This is a genomic window from Microbacterium bovistercoris, assembly GCF_003387575.1.
Taxonomy (GTDB): Bacteria; Actinomycetota; Actinomycetes; order Actinomycetales; family Microbacteriaceae; genus Microbacterium; species Microbacterium bovistercoris.
On record NZ_QUAB01000018.1, the window covers coordinates 30,696 to 57,356 of the forward strand.

30 protein-coding genes are annotated in these 26,661 nt (G+C 69.4%); 14 read left to right on the plus strand and 16 right to left on the minus strand.

The window, feature by feature from the left end:
- Window positions 1-5 precede the first annotated feature (5 nt).
- The gene (locus DY023_RS04285) at window positions 6-911 is read left to right on the plus strand and encodes a LacI family DNA-binding transcriptional regulator (protein ID WP_245958588.1); all 906 of its coding nucleotides are present in this window, start codon (window positions 6-8) and stop codon (window positions 909-911) included.
- A 26-nt stretch (window positions 912-937) separates the two neighbouring features.
- Here DY023_RS04285 and DY023_RS04290 read toward each other — a convergent pair whose 3' ends face one another.
- Entirely contained in the window at window positions 938-1,726 is a 789-nt protein-coding gene (locus DY023_RS04290; RefSeq protein ID WP_116241110.1) for a DeoR/GlpR family DNA-binding transcription regulator, read from the minus strand.
- Between the two features lie 98 nt (window positions 1,727-1,824).
- Between DY023_RS04290 and DY023_RS04295 the strand changes: the two genes are divergently transcribed.
- Window positions 1,825-2,802, plus strand: a complete 978-nt coding sequence (locus DY023_RS04295) for an acetylxylan esterase (RefSeq protein ID WP_181905720.1) — start codon at window positions 1,825-1,827, stop codon at window positions 2,800-2,802.
- An 18-nt stretch (window positions 2,803-2,820) separates the two neighbouring features.
- On the opposite strand, the gene DY023_RS04300 is transcribed toward DY023_RS04295, so the two are convergent.
- Genes DY023_RS04300 through DY023_RS04310 form a run of 3 tightly spaced genes read right to left on the minus strand, consistent with a single transcriptional unit; the run spans window position 2,821 to window position 5,506 of the window.
- Complete coding sequence (locus tag DY023_RS04300) at window positions 2,821-3,240, minus strand: RbsD/FucU family protein (protein WP_116241111.1); 420 nt, start codon at window positions 3,238-3,240, stop codon at window positions 2,821-2,823.
- A gap of 24 nt (window positions 3,241-3,264) precedes the next feature.
- On the minus strand, window positions 3,265-4,230 hold the full coding sequence (locus DY023_RS04305) for an aldo/keto reductase (protein ID WP_116241112.1): 966 nt from the start codon (window positions 4,228-4,230) through the stop codon (window positions 3,265-3,267).
- Window positions 4,220-5,506 (minus strand): L-fuconate dehydratase, encoded by a 1,287-nt coding sequence (locus DY023_RS04310; RefSeq protein ID WP_116241113.1) that lies wholly within the window; start codon window positions 5,504-5,506, stop codon window positions 4,220-4,222. Before DY023_RS04310 ends, DY023_RS04305 begins: the two co-directional genes overlap by 11 nt.
- Window positions 5,507-5,594: 88 nt before the next feature.
- Here DY023_RS04310 and DY023_RS04315 point away from each other — a divergent pair, with 88 nt between their 5' ends.
- Complete coding sequence (locus tag DY023_RS04315; protein ID WP_116241114.1) at window positions 5,595-6,455, plus strand: fumarylacetoacetate hydrolase family protein; 861 nt, start codon at window positions 5,595-5,597, stop codon at window positions 6,453-6,455.
- Window positions 6,456-6,481: 26 nt separating this feature from the next.
- Complete coding sequence (locus tag DY023_RS04320) at window positions 6,482-7,225, plus strand: SDR family NAD(P)-dependent oxidoreductase (RefSeq protein ID WP_116241115.1); 744 nt, start codon at window positions 6,482-6,484, stop codon at window positions 7,223-7,225.
- 51 nt (window positions 7,226-7,276) lie between these two features.
- Here DY023_RS04320 and DY023_RS04325 read toward each other — a convergent pair whose 3' ends face one another.
- Window positions 7,277-8,794 (minus strand): arylsulfatase, encoded by a 1,518-nt coding sequence (locus DY023_RS04325; protein ID WP_116241116.1) that lies wholly within the window; start codon window positions 8,792-8,794, stop codon window positions 7,277-7,279.
- A gap of 2 nt (window positions 8,795-8,796) precedes the next feature.
- Window positions 8,797-9,702 carry an amidohydrolase family protein gene (locus DY023_RS04330; RefSeq protein WP_116241117.1) on the minus strand — a complete coding sequence of 302 codons (906 nt, stop codon included), beginning with the start codon at window positions 9,700-9,702 and terminating at the stop codon, window positions 8,797-8,799.
- A gap of 47 nt (window positions 9,703-9,749) precedes the next feature.
- Here DY023_RS04330 and DY023_RS04335 point away from each other — a divergent pair, with 47 nt between their 5' ends.
- Window positions 9,750-10,430: a FadR/GntR family transcriptional regulator gene (locus tag DY023_RS04335; RefSeq protein ID WP_116241118.1), complete on the plus strand. Its 681-nt coding sequence runs from the start codon at window positions 9,750-9,752 to the stop codon at window positions 10,428-10,430.
- Between the two features lie 7 nt (window positions 10,431-10,437).
- On the opposite strand, the gene DY023_RS04340 is transcribed toward DY023_RS04335, so the two are convergent.
- Complete coding sequence (locus DY023_RS04340) at window positions 10,438-10,800, minus strand: VOC family protein (RefSeq protein ID WP_116241119.1); 363 nt, start codon at window positions 10,798-10,800, stop codon at window positions 10,438-10,440.
- A 77-nt stretch (window positions 10,801-10,877) separates the two neighbouring features.
- On the opposite strand from DY023_RS04340, the gene DY023_RS04345 reads away from it, so the two are divergent.
- From DY023_RS04345 to DY023_RS04370, 6 genes are all read left to right on the plus strand, one after another.
- Window positions 10,878-11,927 carry a PLP-dependent cysteine synthase family protein gene (locus DY023_RS04345; RefSeq protein ID WP_116241120.1) on the plus strand — a complete coding sequence of 350 codons (1,050 nt, stop codon included), beginning with the start codon at window positions 10,878-10,880 and terminating at the stop codon, window positions 11,925-11,927.
- Window positions 11,924-12,418: a GNAT family N-acetyltransferase gene (locus DY023_RS04350; RefSeq protein WP_220347230.1), complete on the plus strand. Its 495-nt coding sequence runs from the start codon at window positions 11,924-11,926 to the stop codon at window positions 12,416-12,418. Before DY023_RS04345 ends, DY023_RS04350 begins: the two co-directional genes overlap by 4 nt.
- Before the next feature lie 16 nt (window positions 12,419-12,434).
- Window positions 12,435-12,944, plus strand: a complete 510-nt coding sequence (locus DY023_RS04355; protein ID WP_116241122.1) for a glycine cleavage system transcriptional repressor — start codon at window positions 12,435-12,437, stop codon at window positions 12,942-12,944.
- 77 nt (window positions 12,945-13,021) lie between these two features.
- Entirely contained in the window at window positions 13,022-13,252 is a 231-nt protein-coding gene (locus DY023_RS04360; RefSeq protein WP_116241123.1) for a DUF433 domain-containing protein, read from the plus strand.
- Entirely contained in the window at window positions 13,249-13,752 is a 504-nt protein-coding gene (locus DY023_RS04365) for a DUF5615 family PIN-like protein (RefSeq protein ID WP_116241124.1), read from the plus strand. Before DY023_RS04360 ends, DY023_RS04365 begins: the two co-directional genes overlap by 4 nt.
- A 72-nt stretch (window positions 13,753-13,824) precedes the next feature.
- Complete coding sequence (locus tag DY023_RS04370) at window positions 13,825-15,213, plus strand: FAD-binding oxidoreductase (RefSeq protein ID WP_116241155.1); 1,389 nt, start codon at window positions 13,825-13,827, stop codon at window positions 15,211-15,213.
- A gap of 68 nt (window positions 15,214-15,281) precedes the next feature.
- Here DY023_RS04370 and DY023_RS04375 read toward each other — a convergent pair whose 3' ends face one another.
- Entirely contained in the window at window positions 15,282-16,295 is a 1,014-nt protein-coding gene (locus DY023_RS04375) for an aldo/keto reductase family protein (RefSeq protein WP_116241125.1), read from the minus strand.
- A gap of 148 nt (window positions 16,296-16,443) precedes the next feature.
- On the minus strand, window positions 16,444-18,138 hold the full coding sequence (locus tag DY023_RS04380) for a DUF4407 domain-containing protein (protein WP_245958589.1): 1,695 nt from the start codon (window positions 18,136-18,138) through the stop codon (window positions 16,444-16,446).
- A gap of 236 nt (window positions 18,139-18,374) precedes the next feature.
- Here DY023_RS04380 and DY023_RS04385 point away from each other — a divergent pair, with 236 nt between their 5' ends.
- Both DY023_RS04385 and DY023_RS04390 read left to right on the plus strand, forming a co-directional pair.
- On the plus strand, window positions 18,375-18,662 hold the full coding sequence (locus tag DY023_RS04385; protein WP_116241127.1) for a coiled-coil domain-containing protein: 288 nt from the start codon (window positions 18,375-18,377) through the stop codon (window positions 18,660-18,662).
- Between the two features lie 38 nt (window positions 18,663-18,700).
- Window positions 18,701-19,177 carry a SixA phosphatase family protein gene (locus DY023_RS04390; RefSeq protein WP_116241128.1) on the plus strand — a complete coding sequence of 159 codons (477 nt, stop codon included), beginning with the start codon at window positions 18,701-18,703 and terminating at the stop codon, window positions 19,175-19,177.
- Between the two features lie 3 nt (window positions 19,178-19,180).
- Here the strand turns inward: DY023_RS04390 and DY023_RS04395 are convergent, their stop codons facing one another.
- Window positions 19,181-19,756 carry a TetR/AcrR family transcriptional regulator gene (locus tag DY023_RS04395; protein WP_245958590.1) on the minus strand — a complete coding sequence of 192 codons (576 nt, stop codon included), beginning with the start codon at window positions 19,754-19,756 and terminating at the stop codon, window positions 19,181-19,183.
- A 56-nt stretch (window positions 19,757-19,812) separates the two neighbouring features.
- Here DY023_RS04395 and DY023_RS04400 point away from each other — a divergent pair, with 56 nt between their 5' ends.
- Entirely contained in the window at window positions 19,813-20,481 is a 669-nt protein-coding gene (locus tag DY023_RS04400) for an NAD(P)H-dependent oxidoreductase (protein WP_116241130.1), read from the plus strand.
- An 87-nt stretch (window positions 20,482-20,568) separates the two neighbouring features.
- Here the strand turns inward: DY023_RS04400 and DY023_RS04405 are convergent, their stop codons facing one another.
- Genes DY023_RS04405 through DY023_RS04430 form a run of 6 tightly spaced genes read right to left on the minus strand, consistent with a single transcriptional unit; the run spans window position 20,569 to window position 26,659 of the window.
- Window positions 20,569-21,450 carry an inositol monophosphatase family protein gene (locus tag DY023_RS04405; RefSeq protein ID WP_116241131.1) on the minus strand — a complete coding sequence of 294 codons (882 nt, stop codon included), beginning with the start codon at window positions 21,448-21,450 and terminating at the stop codon, window positions 20,569-20,571.
- Window positions 21,447-22,238, minus strand: coding sequence for an HAD family hydrolase (locus tag DY023_RS04410; RefSeq protein ID WP_116241132.1), 792 nt, complete (start codon window positions 22,236-22,238; stop codon window positions 21,447-21,449). The genes DY023_RS04405 and DY023_RS04410 overlap by 4 nt, the downstream gene beginning before the upstream one ends.
- Before the next feature lie 20 nt (window positions 22,239-22,258).
- Window positions 22,259-23,107: an inositol monophosphatase family protein gene (locus DY023_RS04415; protein WP_116241133.1), complete on the minus strand. Its 849-nt coding sequence runs from the start codon at window positions 23,105-23,107 to the stop codon at window positions 22,259-22,261.
- Window positions 23,104-24,303: an ABC transporter substrate-binding protein gene (locus tag DY023_RS04420; RefSeq protein ID WP_116241134.1), complete on the minus strand. Its 1,200-nt coding sequence runs from the start codon at window positions 24,301-24,303 to the stop codon at window positions 23,104-23,106. Before DY023_RS04420 ends, DY023_RS04415 begins: the two co-directional genes overlap by 4 nt.
- 44 nt (window positions 24,304-24,347) lie before the next feature.
- On the minus strand, window positions 24,348-25,526 hold the full coding sequence (locus DY023_RS04425; protein ID WP_116241135.1) for an ABC transporter substrate-binding protein: 1,179 nt from the start codon (window positions 25,524-25,526) through the stop codon (window positions 24,348-24,350).
- Window positions 25,526-26,659 (minus strand): ABC transporter ATP-binding protein, encoded by a 1,134-nt coding sequence (locus DY023_RS04430; RefSeq protein ID WP_116241136.1) that lies wholly within the window; start codon window positions 26,657-26,659, stop codon window positions 25,526-25,528. Before DY023_RS04430 ends, DY023_RS04425 begins: the two co-directional genes overlap by 1 nt.
- Window positions 26,660-26,661: the final 2 nt, after the last annotated feature.

Sequence of the window (26,661 nt, forward strand, 5' to 3'; positions counted from 1 at the left end):
CCCGGGTGAGCACGTCCTTCGGCGAGCGCGAGGATGCTCCCGTGCGCTCGGTCCCGGGCGCCCGCGCCACACGGACCGGCTTGATCGCGCTGGCGGTCCCGCACCTGGAGGAACCGTACTTCGCCGAGCTCAGCTCGCGACTGGTGCGCGGCGCCGAGGCCAGAGGGCTCGCCGTGCTGATCGTGCAGACTGAGGGCGACCACGCCCGCGAGGTCGACGTCGCCAACGGGCACGGACTGCCCGACATCGACGGCCTGATCCACATCCCGCGTTCGCTGACGGTCGCCGACCTCACGCGTCGCACCTCCCCCGGCCCGCTGGTGCTGCTGGGCGAGCACATCCAGGTGAGTCCGTTCACGCACATCACGATCGACAACCGCGAGGCCGCCCACACCGCGACTGCGCATCTGATCGAGGTCGGCTGCCGCAGGATCGCTTTCGTGGGCCGCCGAGATGCACGCCCCTCGGATGCCGCGGATCGCCGCCATGCCGGTTATCTCGAGGCGCTCAGCGCCGCGGGCATCGCCATCGACCCGGTGCTCACCGCCCAGGTCGACTCCTTCACGGCGGAGGAAGGCGAAAGGGTGGTGTCCGGACTGGCCGCCGCGATCGGCGATCTGGACGGCATCGTGTGCTCCAACGACTCGGTCGCGCTCGGTGCGCTGGCCGCACTCGCCGCACTCGGACGGCGCGCACCGCAGGATGTCGCGGTGATCGGCATCGACGACATCCGCGCCGCGCGCTTCTCCGTCCCCGCACTCAGCTCGGTGGCTCCTGATCACGAACAGCTCGTTGACGCCGCGTTCACCGAGTTGGAGCGTCAGCTCAGCACTCCCCTGGGTGCCGACCTGCCGGTGCGGCACGTCGTCATCCCCAGCCGCCTGGTGAAGCGGGCGAGCACCGCCCGCTGATGGCTCCCTGCACCTGCCTCAGCGCGTCAGAGGCCCGCGGGTCGATCGCGCTCGGCGATGTCGACATGGCCGATGTGCTCGGCGAGCCGCTCCCGGGCCTCCTCATCGAGCCCGTCGTCGATGACGAGCCGATCGATGTCACCGAGGTCGGCCACCGTCGTCAGACCGACCACCTGCCAGCGGGTGTGGTCGGCGAGCACGACGACTTCGCGGGCGGCGGCCATGAACGCGCGGTAGGTCTCGGCCTCGAGCAGGTTCATGGTGGTGAGCCCCGCCTGTTCGTCGAGGCCGTGCGCGTCGAGAAGCACCAGGTCGCAGTGCAGCCGCTCGAGCGCGCGTACCGCGACCGGGCCGACAAGGGACTGCGAGGGGGTGCGCACGCCGCCGGTGAGCACGACGGTCTGCGTGTACGGGGCGTCCGCGCGATCCGGGGGCGAGAACAGGTCGGATACCGGCAGCGAGTTCGTCACGATCGTCAGGTCGGGCACGCGCACCAGCTCCTGGGCGAGCGCGATCCCCGCCGCCCCGCCGGTGAGGCCGATGGCCATCCCCGGCTCGACGAGTCCGGCCGCCGTGGCGGCGATCGCGCGGCGCTCAGCGGTCGAGACCGGCGCGGTGCCTGCGCGACTCCCGGTGGCGGGGGTACGGACACCGCCGCGCACCTTCTGCACCGACCCTTCGTCGGCGAGCAGTTCGATGTCGCGGCGCACGGTCATCTCGCTGACGCCCAGCGCGGCGGCGAGATCGGGCAGTGCGACCGTGCCGCGCTCGCGCGTGAGGGCGAGGATGCGCTCGCGTCGCTCGGTGACCAGCATCCGCTCTCCTTCTCGTGCCGTCACCAGTCTGCCATGCGGCCTTCCGTCCGCTCTCTCGACACCGACCGCCTCGACACCGACAGGAGCCCGCTCCGCGCATGACGTACCCCGCGCCTTTCGACATCTGGTTCCCGGATGCCGCCTTCGACGGCAGCTACGGCTTCACCCTCGACACCCTGCGGGCCGTGCCGCCGGTGCCGCCGCGCACGGGCTTCGCTGCGCAGTGGCTCTCGTGGCGGGAGGCAGCGGGCGGCGTCGACGCGGCGCCGGTCGTGCTGTCCACCGAGAAGACGGACGGACGCACGGTGTCGCTGATCGAGCTCTCCGGGGCCGACGGTGTGCGGCTGCGAGCCTGGTCGGTCTCCCCGCTCGAGGGGAACGTCGCGAGGGTCGGCATCGTGCACGGGCACGGCTACGGCGGGCGCGATGCGGTCGACCTGCGACGCGTACCGGTCGATGCTGCGGCGATCTTCCCCGTGGCCCGCGGCCTGGGGGCGCTGAACGCCGATGTGGGCGCGCCCGAGGATCGTGAGGCGCATGTGCTCGGCGGCCTCGAATCCCCCGACGACTACGTGATCGGGCTCTGCGCGCGCGATCTGTGGCTCGCGGCGGATGCCCTCGCCGTGCTCGCCGGCGACCTGCCCCTGTACTACGTGGGCGAGAGCTTCGGCGGCGGCCTCGGCGCTCTCGCCGTGCCCTGGGATGAGCGGTTCGTCGGTGCGACGCTGATCGTGCCGACCTTCGGCCAGTACGACGAGCGCATCGCAGTGCCGTGCCTGGGCAGCGGCGAGTTCCAGCGTGCCCGGGTGCAGCAGCATCCGGAGGCCCGCGAACAGCTGCGTCCCTTCGACGCGTCGACCACGGCAGGGTTCTTCTCCATCCCGGTGCGGGTCGAGGCCGCGCTGTGGGATCAGAACGTTCCGCCGCAGGGCCAGTTCGCCGTCGCGAACGCGGTGCCCGATCTCGAGCTGCACGTGCTTCCCGCCGGGCATGCGGAGTACCCCGGTCTCGCAGAGGTCACCGCGGAGGCGGTGCAGGGCGGCCTGGCGCATCTGGAGCGAGTGCTCATACGCTGAGCCCGGGCCGCTTCACGCTCAGGCCGAGGGGTGCCCGACGACCCCCTTGCGCAGCAGCGCGTTGCCGTACTTGCGGGTCTCGCCCGTGCGCACCATCAGGTAGGCGCCCTTCGCGACGTCGTAGTACGCGAATCGCTCCACGAACCGCGTCGTCGCCTCATCGGTGCCGGCGGCGGCCATCAGCTCGCGCTGTATGTCGAGCACCGCAGCATCCGCCGACTCCATGAGGTCGATGCCGGGGGCGTCGTCCAGCGGCAGCACGGAGCGGATCGCCGCGACGACCTCGGGAGTGGAGGTGCCGGGCAGGTCGATCACCCTCTCGCCCAGCGCCCACGCCGGGAAGTGCGCGTCAGCGACGACCACGGCGTCGGAGTGTCCCATCCGGTCGAGGTGCAGCAGCAGCTCACCGGTGAGCAGTGGGTTGATTCCTTCGAGCATCCGACGGCCTTCCTGTCGTTCGAATCATGCCGGGATGAGCGAGCGCTCCGCGAGCTCCGCCCACAGTGCGTCGGGGATCTCCGCGTGCATCCGCTCGGCGTTCTGACGCACAGAGTCCGCCTTGGCCGTGCCGACCACGACGGTCGCCACGACCGGATGCCGCGCAGGGAACTGCAGTGCGGCGGCGGGCAGTTCGACGCCGTGCTTCGCGCACACCGCGGCGAGTTCGCGCGCGCGATCCAGCACATCGGCCGGCACCGCACCGTAGTTGTAGGTGCCGCTCGCCGCCGGCGACGAGGTCGCGAGCAGCCCGGAGTTGAACACCGCAGCATCCACCACCCGCACGCCTCGCTCCTCGCAGGTCGGGAACAGATCCTCCAGCGCCAGCTGCTCCAGCAGCGTGTAGCGCCCCGCGATCATGACCAGGTCCAGGTCGCCCTCGCGCACGGCACGAGCTGCGACGGCGGCGTCGTTCACGCCGATGCCGATCTCGCGCACCAGGCCCTCGTCGCGCAGCGCGGCGAGGGCGGGCAGCCCGTCGCGCATCCCCCACTCGAGGTCGTACACGTCGGGATCGTGCAGGTAGAGCACGTCGACCCGGTCGAGACCGAGCCGCTCCAGCGAGTCATCCAGGCTGCGGCGGACGCCCTCCGGGCTCGGATCGAACCGGCGGATCAGGTCGTCGGGCACGTCGAAGGCGTTCTCCAGGTCGCGACCGCCCGCGTACGCGGGGTTGGGCTCGAGCAATCGCCCGACTTTCGTCGAGATGACGAACTCGTCGCGCGGCTTGGTCTGCAGGAACGCGCCGAGACGGCGCTCGCTCAGGCCCAGTCCATAGTGCGGGGCGGTGTCGAAGTATCGGATGCCGCTCTGCCAGGCGGCCTCCAGCGCGGCCTCGGCCGCCTGATCGGAGACCGCCGTGTAGAGGTTGCCGATGGATGCGGCGCCGAAGCCGAGTGGGCCGAATCCGACCTTCGCGTCAGGCGACATGCTGCCCCCTCCAGGTGTACTCGGCGATGCTCCCGGCCTTCATTTCCATGCCGTTGCCCGGCGCCGTCGGCGCCGTGTACGAGCCGCCCCGGATGTCGGTCGGCACGACGAAGTGCTCGTGCAGGTGGTCGACGTACTCGATCATCCGCCCCTCTCGGGTGCCGCTGACGGCCACGAAGTCGAACATCGACAGGTGCTGCACGGCCTCGCACAGGCCGACGCCCCCGGCGTGCGGGCACACGGGCACGCCGAACTTCGCAGCCAGCAGCAGGTTGGCGATGTTCTCGTTCACGCCGGCGACGCGCACCGCGTCGATCTGCATGACCTCGATGGCCTGCGCCTGCAGCAGCTGCTTGAAGATCATCCGGTTCTGCGCATGTTCGCCGGTGGCGACCCGGATCGGTGCGACGCCGCGGGCGATCTCTGCGTGGCCGAGCACGTCGTCGGGGCTGGTGGGCTCCTCGATCCAGGCGGGGTGGAACTCCGCGAGGGCGTTCACCCATTCGATCGCCTCGGACACCTCCCAGCGCTGGTTCGCGTCGATCGCGATCGGGAAATCGGGTCCGCACACCTCACGGGCCTTGCGGAACCGGCGGATGTCGTCCTGCAGATCGGCACCGACCTTGAGCTTGATCTGCGTGAAGCCGTCGGCCATGGCCTCGCGGGCGAGGCGCTCGAGCTTCTCGTCGGAGTAGCCCAGCCAGCCGGGGCTGGTGGTGTACCCGGGGTAGCCGGTGGCGAGCAGCTGCCGCTCGCGCTCCTCGCGGCCCTTCTCTGCGGCGCGGAGGATGCCCAGCGCATCCTCGCGGGTGAGGGCGTTGGTCAGATAGCGGAAGTCGACCAGGTCGACGATCTCGTCCGGCGTCATCCGGCTGAGCAGCTGCCACAGCGGCAGACCCGCGCGCTTTGCCTTGATGTCCCACAGGGCGTTGATCACGGCGCCGATGGCCATGTGCATGACGCCCTTCTCCGGACCGAGCCAGCGCAGCTGGGAGTCGCCGATGATGTCGCGGAAGGTGCCGCCCATGTCGTCGAGCAGCGGCTCGATCTCACGGCCGACCAGGTGACCGGCGAGCGCGTCGATCGCGGTGACCTGCACGTCGTTGCCCCGGCCGATCGTGAAGACGAACGCGTGCCCGGCATCCCCGGCATCCGTCCGCACGATCACGTACGCGGCCGAGTAGTCGGGGTCGGGGTTCATCGCGTCCGAGCCGTCCAGACTCAGCGAAGTGGGAAAGCGGATGTCGCTGGTCTCCAGCGCGACGATACGGCTCACAGGGCTCCTTCGATCACTTGGAGTGTAAACATCGGATGTCTATACTGTCAACGAGCACACCGATGCGCCGACGAGGAACAGGAGAACCATGAAGTTCGCGCGACTTGGAGAGGCCGGGAGCGAGACGCCCGTCGTCATCGACGGCGACCGCACCTTCGACCTGCGCCCCGTGACATCCGATGTGAACGGCGACTTCCTCGCCGACGACCCCGTGGGGCGCACCCGGGCGGCGCTGGACGCCGGCTCGCTGCCGGAGATCACGGATGCCGCGTCGCTGCGCATCGGGTCGCCGATCGCCCGTCCGAGCGCGGTGATCTGCATCGGCCAGAACTACGCCGCCCACGCCCGCGAGTCGGGGGCCGAGCCGCCGACCGTGCCGATCATGTTCCTCAAGACGCCGAACACCGTGGTGGGCCCCGACGACACCGTCACCATCCCCCGCGGCAGCGAGAAGACCGACTGGGAGGTCGAGCTCGGCATCGTCATCGGCACCCGCACCGCGTACCTCGACGCCGTGGAGGACGCCGCGGCGCACATCGCCGGCTACGTCGTGGCGAATGACGTGTCGGAGCGCACCTTCCAGATGGAGGTGTCCGGCGGCCAGTGGTCGAAGGGCAAGATCGCGTTCGGCTTCAATCCGACCGGCCCGTGGCTGGTCACCGCCGACGAGGTCGACCCGCAGAACCTGCGCCTGCGCAGCTGGGTGAACGGCGAGCCCCGCCAGGACTCGGACACGTCCGACATGATCTTCGACGTGCACACGATCGTGCATCACCTGTCGCAGTACGTCACGCTCGAGCCGGGCGACCTCATCCTCACCGGCACACCGCAGGGCGTGGCGTTCGGCGGGAAGTTCCCGTACCTGAAGGCCGGGGACGTCGTCGAGGTCGAGATCGAGGGCCTCGGTCACCAGCGCCAGGAATTCGTCGCATGGGAGGCGGGCAAGTGACCGCCCTTCGACAGGCTCAGGGACCCATGCTTGACGGACTGGTGGCGATCGTCACCGGCGGAGCATCCGGCATCGGCGCGGCCATCGCTGCGGCGCTGCACGACGAGGGCGCGAAGATCGCCGTCCTGGACCGCGACATCTCTGGCGCCGACGAGCGCTTCGCCGCGTTCACCGCCGACGTCTCCGACCGTGCATCGGTGGATGCCGCGGTCGCGGCCGTCGCGGAACGCTTCGGGCGCATCGACATCGTGATCAACAACGCCGGCGTCGGCGCTCAGGGCGACATCGCGGCGAACGACGACGACGAGTGGGCGCGCGTGCTCTCGATCAACGTCACCGGCATCGCCCGCGTCACCTCGGCGGCACTGCCCTGGCTGCGGAAGTCGCCGTCGGCGGCGGTGTGCAACACGGCATCCATCGCATCCACCACTGGCCTGCCGCAGCGGGCGCTGTACTCCGCGTCGAAGGGCGCGGTATCGGCGCTCACCCGCGCGATGGCCGCCGACCACCTGCGCGAAGGCATCCGCGTCAACGCCGTGAACCCCGGCACCGCCGACACCCCGTGGGTGGGCCGCCTGCTCGACTCCGCCGACGACCCGGCCGCCGAGCGCGCCGCGCTGAACGCCCGTCAGCCGCACGGCCGCCTGGTCTCGCCCGACGAGGTCGCCGGTGCGGTGCTGTACCTGGTGTCCCCGGCATCCGGGTCGACGACCGGAACCTTCATCGAGGTCGACGGGGGCATGGCGCAGCTGCGCCTGCGCCCGGAGTGACTCCCCGTCCCGAAGGCCGCCCGCGCACCGCGCCGGGCGGCCTTCGGTGTCTCAGGCCACCCGCTCGTGCGGCTGGTCGAGCACGGGCCGCACGGGGCGACCCGGCACCAGCGCGCCATCCGCGACGAACCCCTCGGGCCGGCCGCGCAGATCGGCGATCAGGCGCGCACGGCACGCCTGCAGAGCGGATGCCGCGGCGGCATCCCCCGAGCGATCGCGCAGCTCGTGCGGATCCACGACCAGGTCGAACAGCTGCTCGGCGCCGGTGCCGGACAGCCACACGTACTTCCACCGGCCCGCACGGATCCACTGCATCGAGTGTCCGAGCGCGATGTGCTCGCCGTGCAGGTGCGGCTCGTCCTCCGCCAGCTCGGCGGCCGGCACCGCGGCGTCTCGCGCACCGGGCGGCAACGGCTGCCCGGTCCACGGCGCCGCCTCCCGCACCGACACCGCGTCGCGCAGGTCCCGTCCGTCGACGTCGTCGGGCACCGGCACCCCCGCGCAGGCGAGCAGCGTGGGCATGACGTCGCGCAGCTCGACGATCTCGTCGCTGACCTGCTGGGCGTCGATCGTGGGGCCGGCGAGGATCATCGGCACCCTGGACGACCCCTCATACGGATATCCCTTGCGCCACAGGTAGTGGTCGCCGAGCATATCGCCGTGGTCGGAGGTGAACAGGATGTAGGTGTCGTCGGCCACGCCGAACTCCACCAGGATCTCGAGGAACCGGTTGATCTGCGCGTCGATGTGGCTGATGTGGCCGTAGTACCCGGCGCGTGCCCGGTGCGCGGTGCGCGCGTCGTAGTGCGCGACGTTCGCGTCGGGCAGTGCGTCGTTGCGCAGGTGGTCGAACTCCCCCGCCCAGTCTCCGACCGGCGGCTCGACGGCCGGCGCGTCCAGGTACTGCTCGAACGCCCACGCCGGCGGGTCGTAGGGCGCGTGCGGGCGGTGGAAGGACAGGTACAGGAAGAACGGCCGCGTGGGGTCACGGCGGTACAGCCAGTTCTCCGCCTCGGTCACGACCCAGTTCGTCGGATGCAGCCGCTCGGGCTTGTCCCAGGGCCGGGCCACCACCGAGTTGCAGTTGATCCCGTTCTCCAGATAGTCGTCGACCGCCGACGAGCCCGCCTGTGCACGCAGCCAGGTCAGGTAGTCGTCGTAGAACCGGGCATCCCGCTCCCTCCGCCGGGAGTGATGCAGGTAGCCGTCGTGCAGGATGACGTCGTCGAACCCGATCCGCACCCGCTCCGGCGAGTAGTGCATCTTGCCGATGGCCTGCGTCTGGTACCCGCCCGCCGACAGCGAGCGGGGCAGCGTCTCGGCGATGTCGAAGTCCACGCCGTCGGCATAGCCGACCCGGCGGTGGTGCTCCTGCGACAGCCCGGTCAGCAGCGCCATCCGTGCCGGCACGCACGTCGGCGTCGCGGAATAGGCGTTCGAGAACCGCACGCCCCGCGCGGCGAGCGCGTCGAGGTAGGGCGTGCGGACGATCGGATGCCCGTCCGCGGAGAGGCAGTCGCCCCGCCACTGATCGACGCAGATGAGGACGACGTTCGGCGATGAGGGCATGGTCACGACGCTACTCCCGGCGCCGGTCGCCGGATGCCGTAGAACGCCAGAGCGTTGCGCCAGAGCAGCTTGTCGACCTCCAGCCCCCGATCCGTCGCCCATTGGGCGATCGTGTGGCACCAGTCGTCGCGCACCCCTTCCATGAAGAAGTCCTCACCGCCTTCGTCGGAGGCGTGCATGGCGGACACCGGCCAGTCGCTCCCCCACATCAGCCGGTCCTCGCCGAAGGCGTCGGCCACGACGTCGAGGAACGGCTCCAGCTGGTCCTCGTCCCAGCGCCCTCCGGCCTCCGCGGGCAGGCCGGAGAGTTTGACGTGCACCTGCGGATGGCGCGCGAGATCGGCGATGTCGCGCCGCCATTCGGCGGTGGGGCGCAGCGGCGCGTCATCGGTCCCGACGGCGGGTTTCCCGAGATGGTCGAGCACGATCCGCAGGTCGGGCACGGCTTCGGTGAGCGCCGTCACATCGGGGATCTGATGGTCGCGCACGCAGGCGTCGAAGGTCCAGCCGCGGGACGCCACGGCGCGGGCGCCCTCGATGAACTTCGGGGTGCGGGCGAATCCGTCCTTCTCACCCTGCAGCAGGTGCCGCACGCCGACGACGCGCTCGAACGCGGCCAGTTCGTCGAGGTGCGCGAGCGTCTTGCGTCCCCGGTCCAGGCGGGCGCCGGCGACGATCGCGACGACGCCGGTCTCGGGGGCGATCGATGAGACCCAGCGCACCTCGTCGATCGTCTGCTTCTCGACCGGGTCGGCCTGCACGAAGATCGCGAACTGCTCCTCCACGTCTTCGATCCGGTCGTCCAGGAGCTGCTCCGCGGCATAGGCGGTGTCCAGCTCACCTTCGAGCCATCGGTAGGTGAGGACCTCGGGGTCCCAGAGATGCAGGTGGGAGTCGACGACGCGCATGCGTCCATACTGCCGCAGACATCCGACCATTGTGCGAGGATGTGGCCATGGCAGTCACTGACGAGGCGATCGAGAAGATCAAGGCGATGATCGTCTCCGGAGAACTCGGCCCCGGCGACCGGCTCCCTCCGGAGAAGGAGCTCGCCGAGCGGCTCGGTCTCTCGCGCAACTCCATGCGCGAGGCGGTCAAGGCCCTCGAGGTCATCCGGGTGCTCGACGTCCGCCGCGGCGACGGCACCTACGTCACCAGCCTCGAACCGCACCTGCTGCTCGAGGCGATCACCTTCGTGGTCGACCTGCACGACGACGACTCGCTGCTCGAGCTGTTCGCCGTGCGGCGGATGCTGGAATCCCAGGCGACGGGTCTCGCGGCCGGCAACGCCACCGCCGAGCAGGCGACGGTGCTGCAGGACGAGGTCGCTTCGGTCGATCCGGAGACGGTCTCGCTCGACGACCTCGTCGCGCACGACATCCGCTTCCACCGCGAGATCGTGCGGCTGACCGGCAACGGCTACCTGGCCAGCCTGATCGAGAGCCTGAGCAGCCAGACCGTGCGGGCGCGGGTCTGGCGCGGCCTCACCGAGCAGAACGCGACGGCCCGCACGCTCTCCGAGCATCAGGCGATCGCCGACGCGATCGCGCAGCACGACTCGGCGCTGGCCATGTCACTCGCCACCGCGCACGTCGCCGGCATCGAGCGCTGGCTGCGCCAGGCGGCAGAGGCCTGACCGCGACTCAGCCGCCGACGACACCCTCGAACAGTCCGATGTGGTTGCCGTCGGGGTCGACGATGACCGCCCACCAGCTGCTGTCGGTGATCGCAGACTTCTCCATCGCGACGCTGCCGCCCGCGGCCTTCGCTGCGGCGACCGTGTCATCGATGGAGTCGACCTCGACGTACGACCGCGGCTGCGTGAAGCCGTCGTCGCGCGGCGCGAGTCCGCCGCCGCTGATCCCGTTCGGCGCCTGCCACATCGGGTAGCCCTCGAATCCGGGCATCTCCGAGATGTCCCAGCCGAACAGGCCGGAGTAGAACGCCATCCCCTTCGCCATGTCCGAGACCGGGATGTCGATGTGAGTGATGTCTCCGTGCGCCATGAACCTCTCCTCTCCTGGTCCCCCAGGGCAAGTCTGCGCCCGGCACGCACGTCGGACAAGGCCGATACCCTCGATCCATGAGCGAATGGGTCAGTTCCGCCATCCGCGTGCTCGAAGCCGACGGCAACCGTTCGGCCGACACGCACCTGCATCTCTTCCCCCTCCCTACCGAGTGGGGCATCGATCTGTACCTGAAGGACGAGTCGGTGCATCCGACCGGTTCGCTCAAGCACCGCCTGGCACGCTCGCTGATCCTCTACGGCCTGGTCAACGGTCTCATCGACGAGAACACCACGCTGGTCGAGTCGTCCAGCGGGTCGACGGCCGTCTCCGAGGCCTACTTCGCGCGGATGCTGGGACTCGAGTTCGTCACGGTCGTGCCTCGCTCGACCAGCCAGGAGAAGATCGACCTCATCGAGTTCTACGGCGGCCGCTGCCACCTCGTCGACCGTGCCGAGGACATCTCGCCCGAGGCGCGCCGCCTGGCCGCCGGATGCCGCGGCCACTACCTCGACCAGTTCACCTACGCCGAGCGCGCGACCGACTGGCGCGGCAACAACAACATCGCCGAGAGCGTGTTCAGCCAGCTGTCGCAGGAGCGGCATCCGATCCCGTCCTGGATCGTCGTCGGCGCGGGAACCGGCGGCACCAGCGCGACCTTCGGCCGGTACGTGCGCTACCGGCGGCACGAGACGAAGGTCGCGGTCGTCGATCCGGAGGGCTCGGCGTTCTACGCCGGCTGGAAGGGCGACGCGGATGCCACGGGCCAGCCCTCGAAGATCGAGGGCATCGGCCGGCCCCGCGTCGAGGCCTCGTTCGTGCCGAGCGTGATCGACGAGATGATCCAGGTTCCGGATGCCGCATCCGTCGCCGCCATCCGGCTGCTGCGCGAGCGCACCCTGTACTGGGCCGGCGGCTCGACCGGCACGAACCTCATCGGTGCGTTCCAGCTGATCTCACGGATGCGCGCTGCCGGTGAGACGGGCAGCGTGGTCACCCTGATCTGCGACAGCGGGGTGCGCTACGCGCAGACCTATTACAACGACGAATGGGTGGCCGCGCAGGGCTGGGACCTCGCACCGCACCGCGCGCAGTTGGAGCGGTTCCTGGAGTCCGGGGCCTGGTGACCGCGCCGCTGCGCCGGCTGCGTCAGGACGATGCGCCCGCGGTGCTCGCCGCCTTCCGCTCGGCGCCGGACATGGCACGCCAGGGGACCGTGACGACTCCGGCCGAGGCGGAGGCCTACGTCGCGCGGCTGTGCGACCCGGCGGGGCCGCACAGGGCTTTCGCGATCGACGTCGACAGCGCGCTGGCAGGCCTGGTCGCGGTCACGGTCGACGCCGAGAACCGCAACGGCTGGTTCTGGTACTGGATGCACGCCGCGCATCGCGGCGGAGGCCTCGTCACGACGTCGGCCAGAGCAGTCGCCGACTGGGCGCTGGGCGAGGAGGGCGGATGCGAACGCCTCGAGCTCGGACACCGGGTGAACAACCCCGCATCCGGCGCCGTGGCGCGAGCAGCCGGCTTCGTGCTCGAGGGACGCGAGCGCGGCAAGTTCCTCATCGCCGGGGAGCGGATCGACGTGCTCACCTACGGGCGGCTCCGATCCGACCCGTGAGCGCTACGCTTCAGGCATGACTACGCTCATCCTCACCGTCGCGGGAGCGGATCGCCCCGGACTCGTCTCGGCCGTGGCCGACGCCGTCGACGCGCACGGCGGCAACTGGGAGAACAGCCGCCTCGCCGAGCTCGCGGGCATGTTCGCCGGTGTGATCGAGGTGTCGGTCGCGCCCGAGCGCGTCGCCGACCTCCAGTCCGCGCTGCGGGCGCTCGAGGGACTGCTGGCGGTCACCGTGCACACCGGAACGGATGCTGCGGCATCCGCCGACGTCCAGCGGATCAGCCTGACCGTGCTCGGCAACGACCGTCCCGGCATCGTGCGCGAGGTCTCGCGCGTGCTCGCCGAGCACGCCCTCAGCATCGAGGACATGACGACGGTCACGAAGGATGCCGCGATGGCCGGCGGCCGGCTGTTCGAGTCGACCGTCACGGCGACGGTGCCGTCGACGGCCGACATCGACGCGCTGCGCGCCGCCCTCGAGCAGCTCGCCACCGAGATCCAGGTCGACATCTCGCTGGGCTGAAGTCTCGGGCATCCGCCGTATCCGCAGTTGGGCACGACGCCTCGCCAGCGCCGTGTGCAGCGAGTAGCCTGGGGCACATGAGCCTCCTGGAACGAATCACTGTCGATCCGGCCGTCATGCACGGCCGACCGGTGATCCGCGGGTTGCGGTACCCGGTCGCGCTGATCCTCGATCTACTCGCTTCCGGAATGTCTGCCGCAGAGATCCTCGAGGACTACCCGGACCTCGAGGATGACGATATCCGCGCGGCCCTTGCATATGGCGCTCAACTGTCGCAGAGCCGTGTCGAGGCGTTCCGAGTGGCATGAGATTTCTCGTCGACGCCCAGCTTCCCGCGCGGCTCGCGCTGTGGCTGAGGAAAGTCGGCTTCGATGCGATGCACAGTTCGGATCTTCCCGACGGGAACCGCTCGACGGACGCTGATATCGCCAAGATCGCTGATGCGGATGATCGCGTTGTGGTGAGCAAGGACGCCGACTTCCTCCTATCTCATGTGGTGAGCGGATCTCCTCAGCGTCTCCTGGTCGTTGCGACCGGGAACATCCGTAACGATGAGCTGATTGCCCTCTTCGATGAGCTCATGGGAACGATCGCTTCGCGTTTGCGGCAGTACGCGGTGGTCGAGTTGCATCCCGGCTTCTTGAGGGTTCATGACCAGGAGCTTCGCCGTGCCGCGGGCCGTCCAGTCTCGCCCGCGGACTACCTGCAGGCGATCTCGGAATCCCCTCTCGATCCAGACGACGCTGTGAGGCTGCTCAACGAACGAGGCGACTTCGATGGGTCCGAGGAGCCCTGGGAGCCCTCCTGACCGGCTCTGCCGACAGGCCGCCAGGCCCCGGAGCCCCAAGCTGTGCCCGCCGCGCCGGGCTACGCTGAGACGATGGAACCCGACCGCCGCGAGCGCGTGATCGCCGCGCTGACCGCTGACCTGCCCGAGGGTGTGCTCGTCACGAACCGCGACTCGCTCGACGCGTACCGCTGGGACCGCGCCAACGACCCGGATGCCGGCGTGCCGCTGGCCGTCGTGCGCGCGACGTCGACGGAGGACGTGCAGGCCGCGATGCGCATCGCCGCCCGCGAGGGCGTCGCCGTGATCCCGCGCGGCGCGGGCTCCGGCCTGTCCGGCGGCAGCTCGGCTCAGGACGACGCGATCGTGATCGCGCTGGACCGGATGCGGCGCATCACGATCGACCCCGTCGTGCAGATGGCCACGGTGCAGCCCGGCGCGTTCAACGTCGAGGTCAAGGCAGCGGCATCCGAGCACGGCCTCTGGTACCCGCCGGACCCTTCATCGCAGGAGTTCTGCTCGATCGGCGGCAACGTCGCGACGAACGCCGGCGGCCTGTGCTGCGTGAAGTACGGCGTGACCACCGACTACGTGCTCGGTCTCACCGTCGTGCTGGCCGACGGCAAGGCCGTGAAGCTCGGCGGCCCGCGGCTGAAGGACGTCGCCGGACTCTCGCTGACGAAGCTGTTCGTCGGCAGCGAGGGCACGCTCGGCATCATCACCGAGATCGTGCTGCGACTGGTGCCGGCGCAGCGCACGCCCACCACTCTCGTGGCGATGTTCCCCACCCTGTCGGGTGCGATCCAGGCCGTTCTCGACATCAAGGGCGCGATGCGCCCGTCGATGCTGGAGTTCATGGATGGCGTCGCCATCAACGCCGTCGAGGACATGATGCGCATGGAGCTCGACCGCTCGGCGGCGGCGATGCTGATCGTGCAGTCCGACGAGCCCGAGGCGCTCGCCGCCGAGCAGATCGCGGCCGTCGAGGTGATCTGCGAGGCGAACGGCGCGACCGAGTGCTACGCCACGAGCGACCCCGACGAGAGCGAGGCGCTCATCGAGGCGCGCCGCCAGGCGATCCCCGCCGTCGAGAAGCGCGGCGCCCTGCTGCTGGAGGATGTCGGAGTGCCGCTCCCCCGCCTGGGCGATCTGGTGCTCGGCGTCGCCGAGATCGCGGCCCGGCATCGCACCGAGATCTCGATCGTCGCGCACGCGGGCGACGGCAACACGCATCCGCTGCTCGTGCTCGACCCGTCGGATCCTGGTCAGAAGGAGCGCGCCGACATCGCCTACGGCGAGGTCATGGACCTGGCGATCGCACTCGGCGGCACGATCACCGGCGAGCATGGCGTGGGCCGGCTGAAACAGCCCTGGCTCGGCGACTACCTCGGCGAGGACGTGCTCGACCTGAACCTGCGCATCAAGAAGGCCCTCGATCCGCAGAACATCCTCAACCCGGGTGCGGTGTTCGGCGCCATCTGACATCCCGATGGAACGTCATCGGCCGGTGCCCCCTCGGGGCACCGGCCGAATCCAGCTGGCGGGATGCCTCAGACGAGGCGCTTCTTCGGCGAGACCGTGTAGGTGTCCTCCGGGTCGTCATTCACGACGCCGGCCAGAGCCGTGTCGATCGCGGCGAGAATGTCGGCATCGAGCACCACGCCGGACGCCTTCACGGTGTCGGCGAGCTGCTCCGGGCGCGAAGCGCCCACGAGCGCGGCGGCGATGTTCTTGTTCTGCAGCACCCATGCGATCGCGAGCTGCGGCATCGTCAGTCCGGCATCCGAGGCGATCGGCTTCAGGTTCTGCACGGCGGTGAGGATGTCGTCACGCAGGAAGCTCTTGATGAAATCCGCGCCCGAGTGCGGGTCGGTCGCGCGCGACCCCTCCGGCACCGGCTGACCGGGCAGGTACTTGCCGCTCAGCACGCCCTGCGCCATCGGCGACCAGACGATCTGCGAGATGCCCAGCTCCTCGGATGCCGGCACGACCTTGCCCTCGATCACACGGTGCAGCATCGAGTACTGCGGCTGGTTCGACACCAGCTGCACACCGAGCTCGCGGGCGAGCGCGTGGCCCTCGCGCAGCTGCTCGGCGGTCCACTCCGAGACGCCGATGTACAGCGCCTTGCCCTGGCGGACGACGTCGGCGAAGGCCTGCATGGTCTCCTCGAGCGGCGTCTCGTAGTCGTAGCGGTGCGCCTGGTACAGGTCGACGTAGTCGACGCCCAGGCGGCGCAGCGACCCCTCGATCGAGTCGCGGATGTGCTTGCGGCTGAGGCCGGTGTCGTTCGGGCCCTTCGGGCCGGTCGGGAAGTACACCTTCGTGAAGATCTCGAGGCTCTCGCGGCGCTGCCCCTCGAGAGCCTTGCCGAGCACGACCTCGGCGGCCGTGTTGGCGTAGGTGTCCGCCGTGTCGAACGTGGTGATGCCGGCGTCCAGCGCGGCGTGAACCGTGGCGATCGCGGCGTCGTCACCGACCTGCGACGCGTGCGTCACCCAGTTGCCGAGGGTGATCTCCGAGACCTTGAACCCGCTGTTGCCCAGATAGCGATAGTTGACCATGTCTCAACGCTAGTGCCGTGGGACCGGTCACGGCGCCGCTCGCGTCATCGATCGATGCTGCGGTCTCAACGGTTGCGGGTTCTGTGCTCTGGACACCCGCCACCGTTGAGACCGGAGCAGACGACGCGCCTGCCCGACGAAGGTCGGATCAGACCGAGGCGCCCTCGCGGAGGTCGGCGCGCGTGAGCGGCACGGTCGGCGCGTCGCCCGCATCCGAAGGCGGGGATGCCGGTGCCGGTGGCTCGGCCGGCGGGAGCGACCCCGTCGCCACGATTGCGGCGCGGTCGCGGTAGCCCTCGGCGGATACCCGATCCTCCTCGACCTGCTTGCGGATCGCTGCGGTCTTCTCGTACAGCGACGGGTCGCCGTAACTGGTCAGCACCTTCACCAGGACCGGCAGCAGCTCGATCATGAAGAACAGCGCGGCGATCAGCCAGTGCGCCCAGAAGATCGTGGGCTCCTTCTCGCCGAGGCGGTTCAGTCCGCTGATCTGGCTGAGCAGGCCGATCGCGCCGGCGTTGCCCTGCGCGACAGCGTCGGCCCGCGCGTTGTACGCCGCGAGCGCGGTCTCGTAGGTCTGCTTCGCGGCGGGCAGCTCGGCGCGCGCCTGCTTGCGGTTGGCCGACTCCGAGGCCGACAGCTCGCCCTTCGCGGCGGTGCCAGCGCTCTCCAGCTCGTCGTTGGCGGTGCGCAGCTGGGCGGCGAGCGCGTCGTAGGTCTGCTGCGCCTCGGTCAGCTGTGCCTTCGCGGCATCCGAGCTGGTGCCCTGACCGTGTACGCCGGTGCAGCCGGGCACGGTGCCCGCGCCCTCGCCGGTCAGCTCGCACTGGTACAGCGCCCGGGCGCTGTCGATGGTCTTCTGCTGCTCCGCCATCTTCGCGGTCAGGTCGTCGACCGTCTTCTGTGCGGCGGACTCGGATGCCGAGGAGTTCGACGTTCCGGCGACGATGCCCGTCGCGGCCTGGTTCTCCAAGTCGGCGACGCGCTGGGTCGCGGCATCCAGCGCCTTCTTCTCCGGGCCCTTCTCGAGCGCATCCTGGTCGGACTGCGCCTGCGTGATGTTGGTCGATGCGACCTCGCGGGCGATGTCGTTGTGGAACACCTGCAGCACGACGGGCTCGGCGACGACGAAGCCGATCAGCGCGGCCATCAGTACGCGCGGGATGGCGAGGGCGATCAGCTTCCCGACACTGCGGGTCGCCGTCATGGTCGAGGTGAGGAACCGGTCCAGGTTGAAGATGATCGCGGCCCAGACGATCGCGAGCGGCACTGCCAGCCAGACGGCGACCTGCACACCGGTCATCAGCGCGAACATCATCGACAATGCCGACACCAGGGCGGTGCCGAGCAGCACGAAGAACATCTGCACGAAGCGAGGCGTCTCACCCGGCACGCGGTCGAGGATCTCGCCGTCGGCACCGCCGAGGATCGCGAGCGTGCGCAGTCGCGAGCCGGGGACGCGCTCGCGCTTCGCGCGCTTCTCGCGCGGCGGCTTGGGTGCGCGCGGTGCGCGCGCCGGTTCAGGCGCCGGAGCGGATGCCGCGGTCTGCGGCTCGTCGACGATCACCTGCGTCTCCGCCTGAGCGTCCGCCGGTGCCGGCTCGTCGACGAAGGGGAAGTCGTCGAGGTCGTACGTCTCGGTCTCCTGCTCGTCGTGCACGACGGGATTCGGGCGCGTGGTGGTCTCCACGACGTCGTTGAGCGCGGTCGCGTCGACGCCCGCCTCGGCGTCGGGGCCCGCCGGGCGGTATTCGCGGGTGAAGTATTCGGGGACGTCGGCAGCAGCGTTCGGGTCGCTGTTCGGGTCGTCGACGTCGAACTCGATGCGGCCCTGGGAATCCATGCGTCCTGGGCGGTGACCAGAGTAGGACATCCTTCCACGGTAGGGAAGGGCGCCTGTGGAGCGGCCCGACGAAACCTGCGAGCGCTCCCAGGTTCGGGGTGCGGTTATGCGACCGACGCTCCACATCGCGGGCTGCTCGGCGGGTTCTCCCCGCTCCGGGATCCACCGTTCTTCGGGCTCTGATGCCTCCGTATCGTGGGTAGCCGACCACCCGTGCAAACGCGCAGAATGGAGACATGTACATGTCCGGTGAACTCATCGCCGTGATCGGCCTCGGTGTCACGATGCTGACCGCGCTCGCCGGCGGGTTCGGCTGGGTCGTGCATCGCATCGATCGCGTCGAGAGCAGGATCGACCGCGTCGACGCCAAGGTCGACCGTGTCGACGCCCGGATCGACCGTGTCGACGCCCGGATCGACACCCTCAGCGACAAGATCGATGCGCTCGGTGGCGAGCTCACCGAACTCAAGGTCGAAGTCGCGCGCTGGACGGGACCGAAGTCCCCGTTCATCGCGGCGCGCTGACCCGCGCGGTCAAGCCTGCGGAAAGGGACACTGGAGGTATGAAGACCCTGCTGCTGGCCCGCCACGCGAAGTCGGACTGGGGCATGCACGGATACTCCGATCACGACCGTCCGCTGAACGCCCGGGGCAGGCGGGACGCCCCCGCGATGGCCAGGCGACTCGTCGTCGAGGGCGTCGCGCTGGACCGGATCGTGTCGAGCACCGCGACCCGCGCGCGCAGCACGGCCGACGAGTACGCCGCGGCGTTCGGGCTCGCCCTGACGGAGGAGCCGCGGCTCTACGCAGCATCCGCTCGTACGATCCTGCAGGTCGCGTCCGGACTGCCGGACGAGTGCGCGGTCGGGATGCTGGTGGGACACAACCCCGGGATGAGCGATGCCGTGGGTGAGCTCACCGGCGAGTTCGTCGAACTGCCGACCTGCGCGGTCGTGGAGTGCGAGGTCGACGTGGACCTCTGGGCGGAGCTGACCGAGGGTTCGGGACGGCTGGTCCGGGTACGCACGCCCGGCGACTGACTCTCAGGCGGGCAGCATCCGCCGGATCGCGGACTCGCAGGACGCGAGCGCCGTCTCGAGCGGGAAGTGCCCGGCGGCGGCGAGTGTGCCGAGGCCGTGCACGAGTCCCCACGCCGCGGTGACGTCGTCCTCGGTGAGTCCCACGGCGATGACGGCGCCGCCGAGCAGTGACTCGAGCTCCTCGATGAGCGGAGCCATGGTCTCGGTCGGCGAGCCCGGAACGCACACCGCCGGGTCGTAGACGACGTCGAAGGCGTTGAGACGCTCGACGGCGAAGCGGATGTACGCCTGTCCGCCGGCGACGAGTGCACTGACGGGTTCGGGCGCACTCCGCAGCGCAGCGCGCACCTCGGCGACGAGGTCGGCCATGCTGCGCTCGGCGAGGGTCTTCAGGAGTCCGCGCCGGTCGGCGAAGTGGTGGTAGGGCGCGTTGTGGCTCACGTCGGCCGCGCGCGCCACCTCGCGCAGGCTGATCTCCTGCGCGGGCTTCTCGGCGAGCAACTGCATCGCAGCCGTCTCCAGCGCGTGCGCGAGATCGCCGTGGTGATAACCGGAACGAGAACTTGACACGAGCAACATTGTTGCCTATCTTGACACTGTCCATCAAATAGACACTGTCAAGATAGGAGCATCCGATGCCCTCTGCACTCGTCATCGACGGCCACCCCGACTCCCGGTCGCTCACCGCGGAGCTCGCCCGCCGCTACACCGCCGCGCACGGCGACGCACGGCTCCTCGCACTGCGCGACCTCGACTTCGACCCGCACCTGCGGTTCGGCTACCGCGAGCGGATGCCGCTCGAACCGGACCTGACCGACGCCAAGGCCGCGCTGCATGAGGCCGCGAACGTCGTCGTCGCCACCCCGCTGTGGTGGGGATCGGTCCCCGCTGTACTGAAGGGCTTCTTCGATCGCGCGCTGCTCCCCCAGCAGGAGTACCGCTACTCGCCCTCCGGACTTCCGGTCGGGCTGGTCGGCGCCGACCGCGGCCGCCTGCTGCTGCTCGCCGACACCCCCTGGTTCTTCGCGCCGATCACCGGCCTGCCCGCGCAGACGCAGGTCGCGCGGAACACGATGAAGCTGTGCGGCATCCGCTCGGTGCGCACGCACCGGATGCTGGGCGTCAAGACCGCGTCCTCGGCGAAGATCGAGGGCTGGCTGGAGCGTGCATCGCGCCTCGGTGCCGCCGACGGTGCCCGGGATCGGGCATCCGCCGTCCTGCCGGAGCCGACCGCAACTCCGTCGGAACCCGCGGCAGCCTGGAGCGGGGCCCGCAGAGCCCGCAGGCTCCGCGTGGCCCCGTGAGCCCCGGAGTCCGGGTCCCGCAGTTCGCCGAAACCCCACCGTGGTGACGGCAACCAGGCGGGGTCTCGGCAAACCAGGGGGGCGGGGTCAGCCCTGCGTGGCGGACGCCGGGGCGGATGCCGCCACTGCGGGACGCGCCGCACCCCGCGCGGCGATGTCGCGGGCGACCGCCATCAGAGTCGGGTACGAGCCGCCGCCGGCGATCGCGATGTATCCGCGATGCTCGTAGGAGCGCGCAGGTCGCTCGCTCTGCCCGACGGCCAGCGGGATGTATGTTCCACCCGCCTGCGTCACGATCAGTTCGGCGGCGCTGATGTCCCACGGGTTCACGTTGAATCCGCAGGCCGCATCAGACCATCCGGCCGCGACATGCGACAGCGTCAGCGCGGCGCTGCCCGGCCGGCGCACCGCGCGGAACGCGAGCACCAGCTCGGCGAAATCCGTCAGTGCGGTGCCGCCGTGCGCCGCGAGATCACGGGCGTTCGGGTAGCCGGTGATGAGCGTCGCCTCGGCCTCGGTCGGATGCCCCACCGACCGCAGCGGCTCGCCGTTCAGCCAGGCACCGGACAGGTCGGCGGAGAACATGTCGTCGGCCATCGGGTCGAGGATCGCCGCGCCGACGACGCGTCCGTCGATCGCTGCCGCCACCGAGACGCACCAGAACGCGATGCCGTCGATGAAGTTGCTCGTGCCGTCGATCGGGTCGACGAACCACGACACCCGCCCCTCGCCGACGGCACCGCCCTCCTCGCCGAGGATCTGCGAGTCTGGTTCGTGCTCGAAGATGTACGCCGAGATCGTCTTCTCTGCGTTCTTGTCGTGCACGGTGACCACGTCGCGGGCATCCTTCTTGTGATCGACCGTCATCGCACCCCGGAAGGCGGCCCGCAGCTGATCGCGCACCGACAGCGCCGCACCCTCGGCGACCCGGCGCAGATGCCGCGACTCGTCGCGCAGCTCGTCGGTCATGATGCGACCCGCTCGATCGACGCGACCAGCAGGTCGCGCAACCCCCACGGATCGGCCACGATCGCGTCCGGCTGCACCGGAAGGTCGTAGGGGAGGTCGTACGTGCTCTTCGCCTCCATGAGGATGTTGCCTCCGACGCCCGCCCGGACCCCGCACAGCACGTCGCGGTCGAAGTTGTCCCCGACGTACCAGCAGCGTTCCGCCGTCTCGCCGATGGCGCGTGCACCGAGGTGGATCATCTCGGGATTGGGCTTGCGCACGCCGACCTCGTCGCTGTAGATCTGCTCGGCGAAACGCCCGGTCAGCTCGTGGCGGGTGACGTAGTCGCGGTGCACCTGCCCCATCAGAGTGTTGCTGACGATGACGACGGGAATGGATGCCGCATCCGCGGCATCCAACAGCTCGATGAAGCCGGGCCGTGTGGTGCGCTCCTGCTTCAGCTCGCCCATCACGCGACACAGCTCGCGGGCGTTGTCCCGCACGTAGCTCCGAGCGGAGATGGGCCAGTCGCCTGCGACGAAGCCCTCCCAGAACTCCTGGTAGGTCAGCTCGGCGGGTGCGAACGGCCGCGACATCGCGTTCTTCCACCGCGAGTCGGCCTTGGCGCCCTCGCGGATGTCGCGTTCGATGTCGGACACCGTCAGTGAGGAGGATGCCGCACCGGCATCCTCCAGCGCATCCTGCACGTGCCGGGCGAGCACGCCCTGCCATCCGGCCCTGGTCGCGGTCTCGACGAGCACGCCGCCGAAGTCGACCAGCAGGCCGTGCGGCATGGTGAGTTGTGTCATTCGTGTTCTCCTCGGCGGGTTCAGCGGTGCGGCGGCGGGTCGCCGGCGTCGTACCGTGACGACCAGTCGGTCATCACGGAGGTCAGGGTCGGATAGTCGCCGCCGACGCCGGTGGCGTAGTAGTCGGGTGCGAGGTGGAACGGCTCGCGATCGGCGCCTGCCGCGAGCCCGCGGATGCTCCCGCCGGCCTGCTCGAGGATGAAGCCCCCGGCCGCGATGTCCCACGAGTTCGTGTAGAACCCCATCGTGGCATCCGCCCAGCCGGCGGCGACGTGCGCCAGGTTCAGCGCACCGCTGCCGAGATTGCGCACCGCGCCGAAGGATGCCACCAGCCGCGACTGTGCCTCGTAGGCGGTCTCGCCGAACAGCCAGGTGTCCTTCGGATTGGGAAAGCTCGAGATGAGCGTGGCGTCGATCTCGTCGGGTGCGGCGTCCGACCGCAGCGGGGCGTCGCCCAGCCACGCCCCGGAGAGGTCGGCGCTGAACACGTTCTGCGCCATCGGGTCGAACACGACCCCTGCGACCACCTGTTCGTCGGCGACGGCGGCGATGGAGACGCACCAGTATGCGAGACCGCGGGCGAAGTTGGAGGTTCCGTCGATCGGGTCGATGTGCCACTGCACGCGCCCCGACCCCCGGGTTCCGCCTTCCTCGCCCACGATCATCGCGTCGGGTACGTCATCGAGCAGGGCGGCGGTGATGCTCTGCTCCGCCGCCCTGTCGTGCACCGTCACGATGTCGTGCGCATCCCGCTTGAAGTCCCGCTGCATCGGCGCCCGGAAGGCATCGCGCAACTGGTCGCCGACGCCGAGAGCGGCCTGGACGGCCACCCTGCGCAGCTGCTGGGATTCGACGACGGTCACGGTCATGAGTGGTTGTTCGCGATCCAGAAGTCGCTCCAGTCCGGCAGCTTCTCGTAGTCGCTGATCTGCGTGTCCTTGTTCGGCTGGTAGACCTCGTCCCAGATGTCGGCGATGCCGGACGGCTCGTCGGGAGCGGGTTCGACGTCGTTGTTCGCCGAGAACTTGCCGTCTTCGACCTGCAGCGAGATGCCCTCCTCCGTGAGCATGTAGTGCAGGAACAGCTTGGCGGTGTTCGGGTTCTTCGTGCCGTTCGCGATCAGGCCCAGCTTGTTGTAGCCGATGCCGGAGTACGGTGCGACGTGCTCGCACATGCCCAGCTTGTAGCCGCTGTCGGCGTTGTCGCGGAACTTGGCCGTGCTCAGCAGCGCCATGAACGCCTCCTTCTGACCCGGAGCACCGGCCGCGGCCGCGGCCTCGTCGTCGCCCTTGGTCAGAACCGGTTCGTTCTGCGCGAGACGCTTGAGCCATTCGGCCGCCGCGCTGTCCTCGTCAGAGCTGAACTCCTCGCCGAAGTACTCCTCGTAGGCGTCCTTCAGCGCGTCGTCATCGTTCTCGGCCATCTGGTTGACCCAGTACAGGATCTGCACCTCGAGCGTCGGGTCCTCGAAGGTGACGTGGCCCCTCCAGTCCTCGTCGGTGACCGCCCACACGTTGTCGATCGGGCACCCGTCGGGGTACAGCTCGGCGTTGTAGGCCCAGACCATCACGCTGGTGGTGACGACCTGGGGGTCTGTCATCTCGGGATCGAACTTGTCGGCGAGGTCGGGCGGCGTCCACGACGACACGATGCCCCGTTCCAGGAGCTCTCCCTTCGCCGCCGGACTGTCGCTGAAGATGAGCAGGTCGGTCTTGACATTGTCGGCCTCCGACTCACGGATCGCGATCTCGGCGGCCTCGCCGGCCTTCACCTTCACGCCGGTGGCATCCAGCCCGTACTTCTCGCTGAACGCCTCGGCGATGTCGACGATCTTGCCCGTACTGTCGGACACGACGATCGGACCCTCCTCCTTCGCCGCCTCGATGAGCTTGTCGAGCGAGTAGTCTTCATCGCTGATGCCGAGCTCGACGGCCTCGTTCTCGCCGTCGCTCTCGGGCGCTGCGCCCCCGGACGACGGCGCGCACGCCATGAGCCCCAGCGACAGCAGGGTCACAGACCCGGCGGCCGCCGCGGCGCGTGCCGCGTTCCTCTTGGTGAACAACATCGTTCTCTCCTTTGTCTCGGTCGGGTCGCCCCGGCGCTGTGTGATCACTTGCTGAGGTTGAGCCGCCAGAAGTCCTGCCACTCCTGGGTGCGATCGAAGTCGTCCTGCGCGCTTGCAGAGTTGAAGATGAGGATGTCATCCCACACGTCGGCGAGGCCGCTCGGCTCGTCATCCGGGATGGCGATCTCGGAGTTGGTGGAAAGCTTGCCGTCCGCGACCTGCGGCGCGATCCCTTCCTCGGTGTAGACGTAGTGGATGAACAGCTTCGCGGCGTTCGGGCTCTTCGTGCCGGTCGCGATGAGCGCCACTTTCGAATACGCGCGGCCCACCCAGGGCTCCAGCCCGGCGCAGGTGCCGAGCTTGTAGCCGCTGTCGGCGTTGTCGCGGAACTTCGCCGTGCTGATGAAGCCCATGAACGGGTCCTCCTGCCCCGGTGCGCCGATCGCCGCCGACGCGTCGTCGTCTGAGTTGGTCAGCACCGGCGCGTTCTGCGCCAGCCGCTTCACCCATTCCGCCGTGGCGCTGGCCTCGTCGGTCTCGAGCGGTTCGCCGTACTCGTCTTCATACGCCTGTGTCACGAGATCGTCGCCGTAGGTCTCCATCTGGTTGAACCAGTTGGGGTAGTCGGTCTTCAGCAGCGGGTCCTGGAAGCTCAGCTTGCCGTGCCAGTCGTCCTCGGTGAGCTGCCAGATGTTGTCGACCGGGCAGGTGTCGCCGTAGACCTCGGTGTTGTAGGCCCAGACGTTGGTCTCCTGGGTGACGATCGCAGGGTCCTGGAACTCCTCGGGGACGACGTCGGCCTTGTCCGGCGGGAACCAGGTCTGCACATAGCCGCGCGGCATGAGATCGGAGACGGCTGTGGGGACATCCGGCATGAGGATGACGTCGTTCTTGACGTTGCCCGAGCTGCCTTCGCCGATGATCACCTCGGCCTGCTCGCCGGCCTTCATCTTCACGCCGGTGGTCTTGATGCCGTACTTCTCGCTGAACGCGTCGGCCATGTCGACGATCTTCCCCGTGGTGTCCAGCACCACCAGCGGGCCCTCTTTCTTGGCCGCTTCGACCAGCTTGTCGAGGGAGTAGTCGGCGTCAGGGATGCCGATCTCGGTGCTCTCCGGCTCGGTCTCCTCGGCCTTCGGCGCCGACGATGGCGTACAGGCGGACAGTGCCAGGGCGACGGTCGCGGCCCCGACAGTGGCGGTGAACAGGCGGGAACGGTACATCAGATCTCCTCCCCCGAGCCCACGAAGGCACGGTCGGTGCGCATGCGGGCACCATCGACGTCGAAAAGGTTGAGGTCGGCGGCATCGACCCAGAGGTAGCTCTCGTCGCCGACGGAGAACTTCGGCGAGAGGCTGGTGACCGAGAACACCTTTCGCCCGGCGACGTCGAGCTCGATGATCCAGCTTCCGCCGGTGGGCAGGATGCCGGTGATCACCGCGCGGGCCTTGAACGCGCCATCCGGCACGCCATCGACAGAGGGGACCACCTGCACCGCTTCCGGGCGGATGCCGACGGAGCCGAGCGAGTGCATCTCGCCGAACTTCGCGGTGATGTACTGCATGCTCCACAGGGCGAGGCCGCCGTTGTCATCGCGCGCGAGTTCGATGATGTTGATCGGTGGATTGCCGACGAACTCGGCCACGAAGCGGTTGGCCGGCTGCGCGTAGATCTCATCGGGTGTACCGACCTGCTGCAGTTCGCCGTCGCTCATCACGGCGATCGTGGTGGCGAGGGTCATCGCCTCCCACTGGTCGTGCGTGACGAACACGATCGTCGTGTTGAACTCCTCGTGGATGCGCTTGAGCTCGGCGCGCATCTCGAGGCGCAGCCGGGCATCCAGATTCGACAGCGGCTCGTCCAGCAGCAGCACGTCAGGGTTGACGGCGAGCATTCGTGCCAGGGCCACGCGCTGCTGCTGACCGCCGGACAGCTCGGACGGGTAGCGCTTGCGATACTTCGAGATGCCCAGCTTGTCCATGACATCGGCCGTGCGCTGCTCGCGCTCGGCCTTCGGCACCTTGCGCAGGCGCAGGCCGAAGTCGACGTTGTTCTCGATGGTCAGGTGCGGCCACAGCGCGTAGCTCTGGAACACCAGGCCGAGGTCGCGCTTCTCCGGCGGCACGTAGATCGCGTCGGCCACCGCATCGACGACGCGGTCGCCGATGCGGATGGTTCCGCCGGTGGGGTGCTCCAGCCCGCTGATCATGCGCAGCGTGGTCGTCTTGCCGCAGCCGGACGGGCCGAGCAGGCACATGAACTCGCCGTCGCCGATCTCGAGGTCGAGACCGACCACCGCATTCGGCGCTCCACCGCCGTAGTTCTTCTGCACGCCGTCGAGAGTGATGTTGGGCATTT